This window comes from Celeribacter halophilus (genome assembly GCF_018860305.1).
Classification (GTDB): domain Bacteria; phylum Pseudomonadota; class Alphaproteobacteria; order Rhodobacterales; family Rhodobacteraceae; genus Celeribacter; species Celeribacter halophilus_A.
Map to the genome: position 1 here is coordinate 12045 of NZ_JAHKPE010000022.1, position 13276 is coordinate 25320.

Below are 13276 nucleotides of genomic sequence, written 5' to 3' on the forward strand. Positions count from 1 at the left end.
TGTCACTCGGGGAGTTTGATTTCTTTGGTCCGCAGCGCATCGGCCAGACTCATCTTGGCCGACCCCGGCATAAGAGGTTTCGGTTGGCTGGCATCCGGTGCCCAGCCGGTCAGGAAGACCAGATCGAAAGTGGCGATCAGGCGGTCGTTCTCGGAGAAGTGTTCCCGGTAAAGCTGTTCGGTGGTCTCGAACAGGGTTCTTCCGCTGTACTCCTTTTTGCGTGCGGAGAGGGCATTGCCTTCGCCCATAGCGCGTAGATCGGCGGCCATGCGTGCAAGAGACGGATAGGCCACCTTGCGCAGACTTTTGTCCGCCACAGGCAATGCAAAGGAGGCGCGTTGCAACAGCGCCCCAAGCTCGCGAAGTTCCCCCATCGGCAAAACTCTGGGAGAGAGCCCGCCAGTCACCATGCTTTCCGCCTGACCGAGACATGCGCGCAATTCGTTGAGCGTCTGATCCCCCAGAAAGACCGCCAACATCAGGCCATCCGGCTTCAATGCGCGGTTGCATTGGATCAACTGACCGACGGGATCATTGGCCCAGTGAAGGCTCATTGCATGGATCACCAGATCATGCGCCCCTTCTTTCAGGTTTAATAGATCATCGTCGGGCACAATCGTGGCGTCGGGAAACCACTTGGCCCAGATTTCCGGAAAACCGGTGACAATGGCCGGAGCCGTAAACGATTTATTAACCATGGAAAGCCGATCTTCGATCTCGAAACGGGCTTCATCATGCAAAAAGAAATCTCCGGCCATTTGAACGGCACGACGGCGATTTCGGGCCAATTGATCCCGATCGACCAAAGGGGCAGTGTTCGACATGGCTGGTTGTCCTGAAATGGCTGTGAACGTAGGCGCAATGTAGGAAGTTGAACGGAGAATGCAAAGGCTGGGCAAGCTGATATACCCTGCACAATGCCTCACCTGCGACGAAATGATCGAGGTGACGCGGGGTTTATGTCCGACGTGCTGGTCGGACACGCCGTTTATCGTCGATCACCCGTGTGAGGCCTGCGGGCGGCCCTTGATCGGCGAGGCGCAGGAGGGCGATCTTTGCGACGATTGTCGGGCGCATCCGCGCGTGTGGGATCGAGGGCGGGCGGTGATGCTCTACTCCGGCAATGCGCGCTCTATCGTGTTGCGTTTCAAACATGGAGACCGGACAGATCTGGCCTATTCGGCGGGGGCTTGGCTGGCAAATGCGGCGGCACCGCTGATTGTTCCGCAGATGGTGGTGGCGCCTGTACCCTTGCATTGGTTCCGGCTTTTGAGGCGGCGGTATAATCAGGCGGCTTTGCTCGCAGCGCGTGTGGCGAAAATCCATAAGCTGACCTATGTGCCAGACCTCCTCAAACGCCCAAGTGCAACGCGCACTCTTGATGGCATGACTGCGGAACAGAGGCGCGAAACCGTGACGGGGAGTATTCGTCTGACAGAAAAACGCGCCGCCGGCATCCAAGGGAAAAGGGTTCTTTTGATCGACGATGTGATGACCACAGGGGCGACACTTACGCAATGCGCGCAGGCCTGTCTCGACGCTGGCGCACAGGGTGTTGATGTTGCTGTGCTGGCGCGCGTGGACAGAGAGGGTTAAATCCTTATAGTCGCCGAAAGATCAAAGGATTTCCCATGCAACCCGTCACACTCTACACCACCCCGATTTGTCCCTTTTGTATTGCAGCCAAACGGCTGCTCGATTCAAAAGGTGTTTCTTACACCGATATTGATGTCATGCGCGATCCGTCACGTCGCAAGGAAATGATGCAAAAGGCCAATGGCGGCCATACTGTGCCACAGATTTTCATCGGTGAGACCCATGTTGGCGGTTGCGATGAGCTTCACGCATTGGAGCGTGCGGGCAAGCTTGACGCTTTGTTGGCAGGATAAGCTATGACCAAAGTTGGCCTTGTTACCCTGAATTCAAGCGACGATCCGCTGGCGAATTTGCCTGTGACGCTCGACTATGTGAACGCAGCGGCAGATGCGGGCGCACAGATTGTCATGACACCGGAAGTTACGAATTGCGTTTCTTCTTCCCGTGCGCATCAGGAAGAGGTCTTGTGCCACGAGGCCGATGACCCGACGCTGAAAGCACTGCGAGAGACGGCGCGTTTGCGTGGTGTCTGGATTTTGATTGGTTCTCTGGGACTGAAAACGGATGATCCTGACGGGCGCTTCGCCAACCGGTCTTTTCTGATCGACCCCGAAGGCGAGATCAAAGCGCGGTATGACAAGATTCATATGTTCGATGTGGATGTCAGCGAGACGGAGCGCTACCGCGAGTCGGATGGCTACAGGCCGGGGAAGAAGGCGGTTGTTGCCACGACGCCTTTCGGCAAGATCGGGATGACGATCTGTTACGACCTGCGGTTCCCGCATTTGCACCGGACACTGGCCAAGGCCGGCGCCGACATCATCACACAACCTGCAGCCTTTACGGCCGTGACCGGTGAAGCACATTGGCACAGCCTGCTGCGCGCGCGTGCGATTGAAACCGGATGTTTTGTGCTGGCGCCTGCCCAGACGGGCCATCATCGTGAAAAGGTGGACACCAATCGCCGGACCTATGGTCATTCACTGGCCGTGTCCCCTTGGGGGGAGGTCCTGTATGATGGCGGTGTTGAGCCAGGTTGGGGTCTTGTCGACCTTGATCTGGATGAGGTTGAAAAGGCACGAAAGCGCATTCCGGCCCTGTTGCATGACCGCGAATTCGAGGTTCTCTCGTGATGGAGAAACCCAACAACGATGCCTTGTCCGTCGCCCTGTTTTCCGAGATTTTTATGGCGGATCAGTTGGCGCGGAACCGGCTGACCAAGGCTTTGCCAAAGGGCATGGAAATCAGCCATTTTTCCGTGCTCAACCATTTGGCGCGGGCGAATGACGAACGTTCTCCGGCACAGCTTGCGCGTGCGTTTCATGTGACACGCGGCGCTATGACCAACACGTTGAACAAACTGGAATGGGCGGGGCACGTCCATATCCGGCCTGACTGGGACGATGCGCGGCGCAAGTTTGTCTCGATCTCGCCTTCGGGCCGCGCCGCACGCGATGCAGCTTTGGCCGCGATTGCACCCATTCTTTCCGAGATTGTCGAGGCCATCGGCACCGAGCGCGTGAAGGCGGCTTTGCCCGTCTTACGCGAGATGCGCATTCGCCTTGAGGACGAAAATTGAGCCGCGTCGAGCGTTTATGCGACTCGCCGGCTATCTATTCCGGTTTCACCGACGCGGTCACATAGTTTACCGACAGATCACGCGCAGAGGTTGACCACGTCCAAAGCACGGGGTTGAAGACAAACCCTTTGCGATCCACGGGCGTGAGACCGGCCTTTGAAATCAGGTCAAACAGCTCGTCCGGTGTGATGAATTTCTTCCACTCATGTGTTCCGCGTGGCAGCCAGCGCATCACGACCTCGGCCCCCAGAATCGCCATCGCATAGCTCTTCGGATTGCGGTTAATCGTGGAGCAGAGCATGAGGCCGCCCGGTTTCAGAAGCTGCTGACAGGCGGTCAGATAGGCTTGTGGATCGGCGACATGCTCGACCACTTCCATGTTGAGCACCACGTCGAATTGTTCGCCCGCTTCGGCCAGCGCCTCGGCGGTGGTGTGGCGGTAGTCGATATCGAGGCCGGATTTTTCGGCATGGATTCGCGCGACGGGCAGGTTGCCTTCGGCGGCATCGGCCCCCACAACCGTTGCGCCAAGCCGTGCCATCGGTTCGGAGAGCAATCCGCCACCACAACCGATGTCCAGAAGGCGCAGCCCCTTGAACGGCAAATCGGAGGCCAGATCCCGCCCGAATTCAGCGGCGATTTGCGTTGTGATATAGTCCAGTCGCACCGGATTCATCATGTGCAACGGCTTGAACTTTCCGGCCGGATCCCACCATTCGGCCGCCATTGCTTCAAACTTTGCGACCTCTTGGGGGTCAATGGTGGTTTGCATGATCGCCTCCTTCATGTTCAAATCCGTCCGCTGGGACTAACTTCTAGTCCGCTCTATATAGGATTTCCATGGACAAGGTCTCAGGCCAAAAGAGCGCATATTCGTATCTCTACCCCCAAATCGCGGTCTATGACCACCAGATGTTGGAGGTTGGAGACGGCCATCAATTGTATGTCGAGCAAAGTGGCAACCCGGCGGGGATTCCTGTCGTTGTGCTGCATGGTGGTCCCGGCGGCGGATCAAGCCCCTTCATGCGGCGGTATTTCGATCCGTCCAAATTCCGTATCATCCTGTTTGACCAACGCGGCTGCGGAAAATCGCGCCCCTTTGCCTCGGTCGAGGCGAACACGACACAGCACCTCATTGCGGATATCGAGAAAATCAGACGAGACCTCGGGATCGAACGCTGGGTGGTCTTTGGCGGCAGTTGGGGGGCGACCTTGGGGCTGGCCTATACGCAAAGCCATCCCGAGCGGGTGCTGCATCTGGTCCTGCGTGGCGTGTTTGCTGCGCGACAAAGCGAGCTGGACTGGTTCTACGCGGGCGGCGCGGGGCAATTCTGGCCTGATCTCTGGGCGGAGTTTCGCGATGCGATTCCAAGTGAGGAGCAGGATGATTTGATAAGCGCCTATCATCGGCGCCTGTTCAGCGGCAATCACCGTGAGGAGATCGCCTTCGGGCGTATATGGTCGCGCTGGGAAAATGCTTTGGCGTCGATTTCATCGGATGGTGCTGTGGGGGAGCCTGCGCCGGAATATGCGCGGACTTTTGCGCGGATAGAGAATCACTATTTCTTCAATAAGGCGTTTCTGGCGTATGATGGTCAGCTTTTGTCGGATGTGCCTCGGATGAAGGATGTGTCCGGCACCATTGTGCAGGGGCGATTCGATATGATCTGTCCACCGGCGACGGCCTATGAGTTGCACCGGCTATGGCCGAAATCGCAGCTGGTCATGGTGGGGCGTGCGGGCCATGCGCTGTCCGAGCCCGGAATCACACAGGCTTTGGTCATGGCAATGGACCGGATTGCGCGCGAGGCCGGATAGGGCTTGCGCCTCTTGGGTTTCGGGCGTATATGCCTTGTCAACAGCGGCGCTGTCGGGAGTTCCCGAAGCTCCACCGAGAAAGATCGACGGGCCGCGCGCCCGTTTTTTTGTGCCCTGATGCAGGGTGCCCGTGAATCTTACCGAAAGAGGCCCTTCAATGTCGGACCTGATTGCAAAAACCGCGATCGACCGCCGCATGGCGGAAATCGTCGGCCCTGTCATCGAAGGGATGGGGTTTGAACTTGTGCGTATCCGTCTCATGACTTCGACAAAGTCGAAGACATTGCAGATCATGGCCGAACGTCCCGCAGGCGGGATCGAAGTTGACGAATGTGCCGAGATTTCTACGGCTGTTTCTGCTATTCTGGATGTCGAAGACCCGATCGAAGACGAATATACGCTCGAAGTTTCCAGCCCGGGTATCGACCGGCCCCTGACCCGCCTGAAGGATTTTCAAACCTTCGAGGGCCATGAGGTCAAGATCGAGACAACAGAGATGATCGACGGTCGTCGCCGCTTCAAAGGCCAGTTGGCCGGTGTTGAGGGTGATGATGTTCTGATCACGATCGAAGAAGGTGGTGAGGACGTGACCATCGGACTGAATTTTGACTGGCTGTCAGACGCTAAACTTGTGCTGACCGACGAGCTGATCCGCGAAATGCTGCGCCAGAGGAAAACCGATGGTGCAATTGACGAAAACCAATTTGACGAAATCCAGACCGACGACGGGTCTTCAGAGGATTGAGAGAGGACTGAGTAATGGCAATCACCTCTGCAAACCAGCTTGAGCTGTTGCAAACCGCCGAGGCCGTGGCCCGCGAGAAAATGATCGACCCCGAACTGGTGGTCGAGGCGATGGAAGAATCGCTGGCCCGCGCGGCAAAGTCGCGCTACGGGGCGGAAATGGACATTCGTGTCTCTATCGACCGCAAGACCGGACGGGCAACATTTACCCGTGTGCGCACTGTGGTCGAGGATGAAGAGCTTGAGAATTATCAGGCCGAGCTGACCGTGGAGCAGGCCAAACAATATCTGGCAGACCCGCAAATCGGTGACGAGATCAAGGACGAGGTTCCCCCTGTGGAGCTTGGCCGGATCGCTGCGCAATCCGCGAAGCAGGTGATTTTGCAGAAGGTTCGCGAAGCCGAACGTGATCGCCAGTTCGAAGAATTCAAAGACCGCGTTGGCACCATCATCAACGGTGTTGTGAAGCGCGAGGAATATGGCAACGTGATCGTCGATATCGGTCGTGGCGAAGGTATCCTGCGCCGCAACGAAAAGATCGGCCGCGAAGCCTATCGCCCGAACGATCGTATCCGCTGCTTTATCAAGGACGTGCGCCGCGAAGCGCGTGGTCCGCAGGTTTTCCTGTCCCGCACCGCGCCGGAGTTCATGGCCGAGCTGTTCAAAATGGAAGTGCCGGAGATCTATGACGGTATTATCGAGATCAAAGCCGTGGCCCGTGATCCGGGATCGCGCGCTAAGATTGCCGTGATTTCCTATGACGGTTCCATCGATCCTGTCGGGGCCTGTGTTGGTATGCGTGGTTCGCGTGTGCAGGCGGTGGTCAACGAATTGCAGGGTGAGAAAATCGACATCATTCCGTGGAATGACGATCAGCCGACATTCCTCGTGAATGCGCTGCAACCTGCCGAGGTCACGAAAGTGGTGCTTGATGAGGATGCAGGCAAAATCGAGGTTGTGGTGCCGGACGAGCAACTGTCGCTCGCCATCGGTCGTCGCGGTCAGAACGTGCGTCTGGCCAGCCAGTTGACCGGTCTCGACATCGACATTCTCACCGAGGCCGAAGAATCCGAGCGTCGTCAGAAAGAATTTGCGGCCCGCACGCAACTCTTCATGGACAGCCTTGATCTGGATGAATTCTTCGCCCAGCTTCTGGTCTCCGAAGGCTTTACCAACCTCGAAGAGGTGGCCTATGTCGATGTGGAGGAGCTTCTGGTCATTGACGGTGTTGACGAAGGCACTGCCACCGAGTTGCAGGCCCGTGCCCGCGATGTGCTCGAAGCAGCGCAACGTAAGGCGCTTGAACACGCCCGTGAGTTGGGTGTGGAGGACAGCCTGGTTGACTTTGAGGGTCTGACACCCCAGATGATTGAGGCACTGGCCGAGGACGGTGTGAAATCGCTCGAAGATTTCGCAACCTGTGCCGACTGGGAGCTTGCCGGTGGCTGGACAACGGTGAATGGCGAACGTGTCAAGGACGATGGTGTCCTCGAAAAGTTCGACATGTCCCTCGAAGAAGCTCAGAATCTGGTGATGACAGCGCGTATTCAGCTTGGCTGGGTTGACCCGTCCGATCTTGAAACAAAAGAAGAAGCCACAGAAGCTGATGTGGCTGTAGAAGGAAGCTAGGCCTGATTTTCAGGCCTTGCCCAAAAGGTGATTGATGACCCGAGGTGGTGCGGTGAAAACAAAAGATGAAGCGGAGCGGCGCTGTATTGTGTCGCGCGAGGCCGAGCCCAAGCGCGGTCTCATCCGTTTTGTTGTTTCGCCCGACGGTCTTTTGGTTCCTGATCTGGCAGAAAAGCTGCCGGGTCGTGGAATCTGGGTCAGCGCAGATCGTGCTGTTTTGGAAGAGGCTTTGAAGAAAAAGCTCTTTTCCAAGGCCGCGCGCACTCAGGTGACTGTGCCTGACGATTTTGTAAACCTGATTGAGGCCGGTCTGGCTGATCGGGTTGTGCATCTCATTTCTATGGCGCGAAAAGCCGGACATGCGGTGTGTGGATTTGAAAAGGTCAAGAGCTGGCTGTCTGATGGACGTGCTAAAGTCCTGCTTCAGGCATCCGATGGCTCTGAACGTGGCAAAGGCAAACTCTGGACACCCGAGGGAGGCCGTTGGTTCGGTCATCTGACGAGTTCCGAATTGGGTTTGGCTTTTGGCCGCGAAAGTGTGATACATGGCGCGCTCGCTGGTGGCGGACTCTCAACACGTGTTGTAGATGATGCCAACCGCCTTATGGGCGTGCGTGAGACAATCGGTGGAGAGGGCTCCACCGGGAAGGGTAAGACGACGAAATGAGCGATACAGACGGCAAAAAAACCCTCGGCCTTCGTGGTGGTTCCGGTTCGGTGAAGCAAAGCTTCTCCCACGGACGCACGAAGAATGTCGTGGTTGAAACCAAACGCAAACGTGTTGTGGTGCCGAAGCCGGGTGGCGCGAAATCGTCTTCCGGCGGCAACGCGGCGCTGGGCAATCCATCAAGACGTCCCGCAGGCATTTCCGATGCCGAGATGGAGCGTCGGATGAAAGCCCTGGCGGCAGCGAAAGCAGCCGAGGCAGATGAAGCGAAAAAACGTGCGGCCGAGGAAAAGGCGCGCGAAGAAGAGCGGCAACGCCGTCGTCGCGAAATCGAAGAAAAAGCGCGCGAAGAAGCCGAGCGTGTAGCTGCCTTGAAAGCCAAGGAAGAGGAAGAGGCGCGCGCGAAGAAAGAAGCCGAAGAGGCGAAAAAGCGCGAAGCCGAAGCTCGGAAGAAACCTGCGGCGGCTCCGGCTCCTGCGGCGCAAAAAGTTGACGATGATCCTGCGGCTGCTCAGGCTGCGTTGCAGAAGCAACAGGAACGCGGTGGCCGCACGGCAACCCCGTCCCGCGGGCGTGAGCGTGAAAACGAAAACCGCACAGCGCGCAGCAAGGGCGGTGACAACCGTCGTTCCGGCAAGCTGACGGTAAATCAGGCGCTGACAGGCGGCGAAGGCGGGCGTCATCGCTCCATGGCCGCAATGAAGCGTAAACAAGAGCGCATGCGTCAAAAGGCGATGGGCGGCAACGAGCAACGCGAAAAGGTTGTGCGCGACGTTCAGGTTCCGGAAACCATCGTTGTTTCCGAACTGGCGAACCGTATGGCCGAACGTGTGGCTGATGTGGTCAAATCGCTCATGAAAATGGGCATGATGGTCACGCAGAACCAGTCCATCGACGCCGATACCGCCGAACTGATTGTCGAAGAATTCGGTCACCGCATTCAGCGTGTGTCTGATTCCGACGTTGAGGATGTGATCCAACAGGTCGAGGATGCGCCGGAAACGATGCAACCGCGTCCGCCGGTGGTTACCATCATGGGTCACGTTGACCACGGTAAAACTTCTTTGCTTGATGCGATTCGCCACGCGAATGTGACGTCCGGCGAAGCGGGCGGGATCACGCAGCACATCGGTGCCTATCAGGTGAAAACAGAATCCGGTGCGGTTCTGTCCTTCCTCGACACGCCCGGCCACGCGGCCTTCACCTCCATGCGGTCTCGCGGGGCTCAGGTGACGGACATTGTGGTGCTGGTTGTGGCTGCCGACGACTCGGTCATGCCGCAAACGATCGAAGCGATTCACCACGCCAAAGCGGCGGATGTTCCGATGATCGTCGCGATCAACAAATGTGACAAGCCCGACGCGGACCCGATGAAGGTGCGCACGGAGTTGTTGCAGCATGAAGTGATCGTCGAGGAAATGTCGGGTGATGTGCAGGACGTCGAAGTGTCTGCCAAAACCGGTATGGGGCTTGATTCCCTGCTCGAATCCATCGCGCTTCAGGCTGAGATTCTCGAACTGAAGGCGAATCCGGATCGGGCCGCCGAAGGTGCTGTGATCGAAGCCCAGCTTGATGTCGGGCGTGGTCCGGTTGCGACCGTTCTTGTTCAGAAGGGGACGCTCAAACGCGGCGATATCTTTGTTGTAGGCGAGCAGTGGGGTAAGGTCCGTGCGCTTGTGAACGACAAGGGGGATCGCGTCGAAGAGGCTGGTCCTTCCGTTCCTGTCGAAGTTCTGGGTCTCAACGGGACACCGGAAGCAGGCGACGTTCTGAACGTGGTCGAGACAGAGGCGCAAGCTCGCGAGATTGCCGAATACCGTGAACAGGCCGCGAAAGACAAACGCGCTGCTGCCGGTGCTGCGACAACGCTGGATCAGCTTCTGGCGAAGGCCAAGGCCGACGAAACTGTTGCCGAGCTTCCGATTCTCGTGAAAGCGGATGTGCAGGGTTCTGCCGAAGCTATCGTTCAGGCGATGGAGAAAATCGGCAACGACGAAGTCCGTGTGCGGGTTCTCCACTACGGTGTGGGTGCCATCACGGAATCCGACATTGGTCTGGCCGAAGCTTCGGGCGCACCTGTGATCGGCTTTAACGTGCGTGCAAATGCACCGGCCCGGAACTCTGCGAACCAGAAGGGCGTCGAAATTCGCTATTACTCCGTGATCTACGATCTCGTGGATGATGTGAAAGCGGCGGCTTCGGGTCTTCTCTCTGCGGAAATTCGCGAGAACTTCATCGGTTACGCCGAGATCCGCGAAGTCTTCAAAGTGTCGGGTGTTGGTAAAGTTGCCGGTTGTCTCGTCACCGAAGGTGTCGCACGCCGTTCTGCCGGAGTTCGCCTCCTGCGTGACGATGTGGTGATCCACGAAGGCACACTGAAAACGCTCAAGCGCTTCAAAGACGAAGTCAAAGAGGTTCAGTCCGGTCAGGAATGTGGTATGGCATTCGAGAACTACGACGATATCCGTCCGGGCGATGTGATCGAGATTTTCGAACGCGAAGAAGTGGAACGTCAACTCGACTGAGTTTGATCGTTTTGACAAATACAGAAAAGGCGGGCCAAAGAGCCCGCCTTTTTTATGTGAATTTTCTGCGCTGCCTTAAAGAAGATCGCGCAGAATCGGGATCAAGGGAATGTCTGCCGGCGGCATGGGATAATCCCGCAGATCGCCCGCCTTCACCCATTTCAGCACTTGCCCCTCGCGAGGGACGGGGACGCCATTCCATTTGCGACAGGCAAACAGGGGCATCATGAGGTGAAAGTCATCATAGCTGTGCGAAGCAAAGGTCAGCGGTGCAAGACAGGAATCCCATGTCTCGATCCCCAGCTCTTCATGCAGCTCGCGGACCAAAGCGGCCTCGGGCGTTTCGCCAGCTTCCAGCTTGCCTCCGGGAAATTCCCAGAGGCCAGCCATAGATTTTCCTTCAGGACGCTGAGCGAGAAGCACACGCCCTTCCACATCAATCAGAGCAACAGCAGAGACGAGAACGAGCTTCACGAGCGATAGTCCGCGTTGATGGCGATATAGCCGTGGGTGAGATCACAGGACCAGACGGTCGCAGTCCCGTTATCGAGCCCCAAGTCTACGCGAATGACGATCTCGTCATTCTTCATATAAGCGGCACCGGCCTCCTCCGTATAGGACGGGGCGACCCATCCATTTTCGGCGACCAGAATATCCCCGAACCAGATCGTCAGCCGGTCGCGTTCGGCGCGTTCCCCGGATTTGCCCACCGCCATAACAACACGGCCCCAGTTGGGGTCTTCGCCGGCAACGGCAGTTTTCACCAGCGGCGAATTGGCGATGGCCATTGCCACACGATGCGCAGGGCCGTCTGCATTGGCACCTGTCACCTGCACTTCGATCAGTTTGGATGCGCCTTCGCCGTCGCGCGCGATCTGGATCGCGAGGTCTTTCATGACGGCGTGCAGCGCCTCACGGAAGGACCGCACACGCGGATCGGCGAAATCGGTGATCGGGGCCATATCGGCCTTGCCCGTCGCCGCCACTAACACCGTGTCGGAGGTGGAGGTGTCGCCGTCAACGGTCACGCAGTTGAAGGTCTTTGCGTTGTCGAGCCAGAGGCAGTGTTGCAGCACATCGCGGGAAATCGCGGCATCCGTGAAAATATAGCACAGCATGGTCGCCATATCAGGGGCAATCATGCCGGAGCCTTTGGCGAAACCGGCGATTTTGATCGTGGTTCCGTCAAGGTCAATCGTTCTGGTGGAGCCTTTGGGGAAGGTGTCCGTGGTCATGATCGCATGCGCTGCCATCTCTATGGAATCGGGCGCGAGTGCGGCTTTCAGATCAGGAACTTTAGCAGTGATGCGCTCCCATTTGATGGGCTCGCCAATCACACCGGTGGAGGCGGTGAAGACGCGATTCACATCAATCTCCAGCTCGTCCGCCACCGCTTGAGTGATCTTTGCGACCGAGTCAAAGCCGCTCTTGCCGGTAAAGGCGTTGGAGTTCCCCGAGTTCACGAGGATCGCGGCCTTGCCGGGCAGGTCTTGTGTGATCTTCTCCTGACAATCCAGAACAGCCGCAGACCGTGTGGAGGAGCGGGTAAAGACGCCCGCGATGGCAGAACCTTCGCAAAGCTCGGCCAACATGACATCCGTGCGCCCCGAATAGCGCACCCCTGCTTCCAGCGCGGCAAAGCGCACGCCGTCGATCACAGGTAGATCGGGAAAGCCCTCTTTCGGAGCGAGCGGAGAAACATGTTCGATTTTAGCCATCGTTGGCGTCCTTACATTGGCAGTGATTAATCGGCGAGAAGATCGTCCATCCGCAGAGCGGCGGGATCAATATCTTCGACCAATTCGACGTTACCATCGGTCTTGAGTGCTTCAAGAGCTTCGGTAATTGCGGCATCCTGAATTTCGGCGGTCAGTTCATCACGGACTTCTTCAAGTTCAGGCGCAGAAGACAAACGGGTTTCCATCAGCTTGATTACATGCCAGCCGAATTGCGTTTGCACGGGGGCAGAGACAGTGCCTTCTTCCATCCCGACAACAGCTTCTTCAAAAGGCGCGACCATCATGCCGGTGCCGAACCAGCCGAGGTCACCACCATTGGGGCCGGACGGGCCGGTCGATTTTTCGCGTGCAAGCTCTGCGAAGTCGGCACCTTCGTCGAGTTCCTTGATGATCTCGTTCGCTTCCTCTTCGGTTTCGACGAGAATATGCGCGGCATGATATTCGCGACCCGGCTCGAATTCCGCATATTTGGCGTCATAAGCGGCTTGCAGGCTGTCGTCCGTCACAGCGTCTGTCGCGATGGTTTCGAGTTGATGACCCGCGATGAGCACGCGTTCTTCGTTGTCGAGCTGGAGTTCCAGCGCCTTGGTGACATCACCGGCGGCCTGTTTCAGCAGTTCCTGCTGCACAATCTGGTTCACAATCCCGTCATAAAGCTGCTCGTCGGGCAGGCTTTGATACTGCGCGGGCAGGGATTGGCGCGCTGCGATCAGGTGGCCGAGGGTGATTTCCGTGCCGTTCACCGTCGCGACAACGGTTTCAGAGGACATATCCTCTGCGAATACGGGGGATGTGGTCGCAAATGCGAGGGAAACCAGCATAGCAGTTGCGGAAAAACGGTATTTCATGGAGAAAATCCTTCCTGTCTGCACCATTCCGAGGCGCGACGTTGACACTTATGGTATGGCCCCTTACATCGCCTTAGGTCACTGAAGAGGAGCCTTCATGCCCGTTTCTATGGGGAGAGAGGCAGCGGGGC

At 57.4% G+C, this 13276-nt stretch carries 14 protein-coding genes; 9 read left to right on the forward strand and 5 right to left on the reverse strand.

The window, feature by feature from the left end; translation table 11 throughout:
- Window positions 1–2: 2 nt before the first annotated feature.
- Window positions 3–824, reverse strand: a complete 822-nt coding sequence (locus tag KO492_RS08850; RefSeq protein WP_216044625.1) for a methyltransferase domain-containing protein — start codon at window positions 822–824, stop codon at window positions 3–5.
- 58 nt (window positions 825–882) lie between these two features.
- On the opposite strand from KO492_RS08850, the gene KO492_RS08855 reads away from it, so the two are divergent.
- From KO492_RS08855 to KO492_RS08870, 4 genes are read left to right on the forward strand one after another with little or no spacing between them, the layout of a single operon-like run.
- The gene (locus tag KO492_RS08855; RefSeq protein ID WP_216044626.1) at window positions 883–1596 is read left to right on the forward strand and encodes a ComF family protein; all 714 of its coding nucleotides are present in this window, start codon (window positions 883–885) and stop codon (window positions 1594–1596) included.
- A 35-nt stretch (window positions 1597–1631) separates the two neighbouring features.
- Window positions 1632–1889: a glutaredoxin 3 gene (gene grxC, locus KO492_RS08860; RefSeq protein WP_216044627.1), complete on the forward strand. Its 258-nt coding sequence runs from the start codon at window positions 1632–1634 to the stop codon at window positions 1887–1889.
- Between the two features lie 3 nt (window positions 1890–1892).
- Complete coding sequence (locus KO492_RS08865) at window positions 1893–2729, forward strand: carbon-nitrogen hydrolase family protein (protein ID WP_216044628.1); 837 nt, start codon at window positions 1893–1895, stop codon at window positions 2727–2729.
- Window positions 2729–3175 carry a MarR family winged helix-turn-helix transcriptional regulator gene (locus KO492_RS08870; RefSeq protein WP_216044629.1) on the forward strand — a complete coding sequence of 149 codons (447 nt, stop codon included), beginning with the start codon at window positions 2729–2731 and terminating at the stop codon, window positions 3173–3175. The genes KO492_RS08865 and KO492_RS08870 overlap by 1 nt, the downstream gene beginning before the upstream one ends.
- A gap of 34 nt (window positions 3176–3209) precedes the next feature.
- Here KO492_RS08870 and ubiG read toward each other — a convergent pair whose 3' ends face one another.
- Window positions 3210–3947 (reverse strand): bifunctional 2-polyprenyl-6-hydroxyphenol methylase/3-demethylubiquinol 3-O-methyltransferase UbiG, encoded by a 738-nt coding sequence (gene ubiG / locus KO492_RS08875; RefSeq protein ID WP_216044630.1) that lies wholly within the window; start codon window positions 3945–3947, stop codon window positions 3210–3212.
- Between the two features lie 68 nt (window positions 3948–4015).
- On the opposite strand from ubiG, the gene pip reads away from it, so the two are divergent.
- From pip to infB, 5 genes are all read left to right on the forward strand, one after another.
- Complete coding sequence (pip, locus tag KO492_RS08880; RefSeq protein WP_216044631.1) at window positions 4016–4993, forward strand: prolyl aminopeptidase; 978 nt, start codon at window positions 4016–4018, stop codon at window positions 4991–4993.
- Window positions 4994–5150: 157 nt separating this feature from the next.
- Window positions 5151–5738 (forward strand): ribosome maturation factor RimP, encoded by a 588-nt coding sequence (gene rimP, locus KO492_RS08885; RefSeq protein WP_066608484.1) that lies wholly within the window; start codon window positions 5151–5153, stop codon window positions 5736–5738.
- Between the two features lie 14 nt (window positions 5739–5752).
- The gene (nusA, locus tag KO492_RS08890) at window positions 5753–7366 is read left to right on the forward strand and encodes a transcription termination factor NusA (protein WP_216044632.1); all 1614 of its coding nucleotides are present in this window, start codon (window positions 5753–5755) and stop codon (window positions 7364–7366) included.
- Between the two features lie 34 nt (window positions 7367–7400).
- A complete protein-coding gene (locus tag KO492_RS08895) occupies window positions 7401–8033 on the forward strand; it encodes an RNA-binding protein (RefSeq protein WP_216044633.1) in 633 nt (210 codons plus the stop codon).
- Window positions 8030–10558 (forward strand): translation initiation factor IF-2, encoded by a 2529-nt coding sequence (gene infB / locus KO492_RS08900; RefSeq protein WP_066608475.1) that lies wholly within the window; start codon window positions 8030–8032, stop codon window positions 10556–10558. Before KO492_RS08895 ends, infB begins: the two co-directional genes overlap by 4 nt.
- 75 nt (window positions 10559–10633) lie before the next feature.
- On the opposite strand, the gene mutT is transcribed toward infB, so the two are convergent.
- From mutT to KO492_RS08915, 3 genes are read right to left on the reverse strand one after another with little or no spacing between them, the layout of a single operon-like run.
- Window positions 10634–11032: an 8-oxo-dGTP diphosphatase MutT gene (gene mutT / locus KO492_RS08905; protein WP_216044634.1), complete on the reverse strand. Its 399-nt coding sequence runs from the start codon at window positions 11030–11032 to the stop codon at window positions 10634–10636.
- Window positions 11029–12276 carry a bifunctional glutamate N-acetyltransferase/amino-acid acetyltransferase ArgJ gene (gene argJ, locus KO492_RS08910; protein ID WP_216044635.1) on the reverse strand — a complete coding sequence of 416 codons (1248 nt, stop codon included), beginning with the start codon at window positions 12274–12276 and terminating at the stop codon, window positions 11029–11031. Before argJ ends, mutT begins: the two co-directional genes overlap by 4 nt.
- 26 nt (window positions 12277–12302) lie before the next feature.
- Complete coding sequence (locus tag KO492_RS08915; protein WP_216044636.1) at window positions 12303–13145, reverse strand: peptidylprolyl isomerase; 843 nt, start codon at window positions 13143–13145, stop codon at window positions 12303–12305.
- Window positions 13146–13276 lie beyond the last annotated feature (131 nt).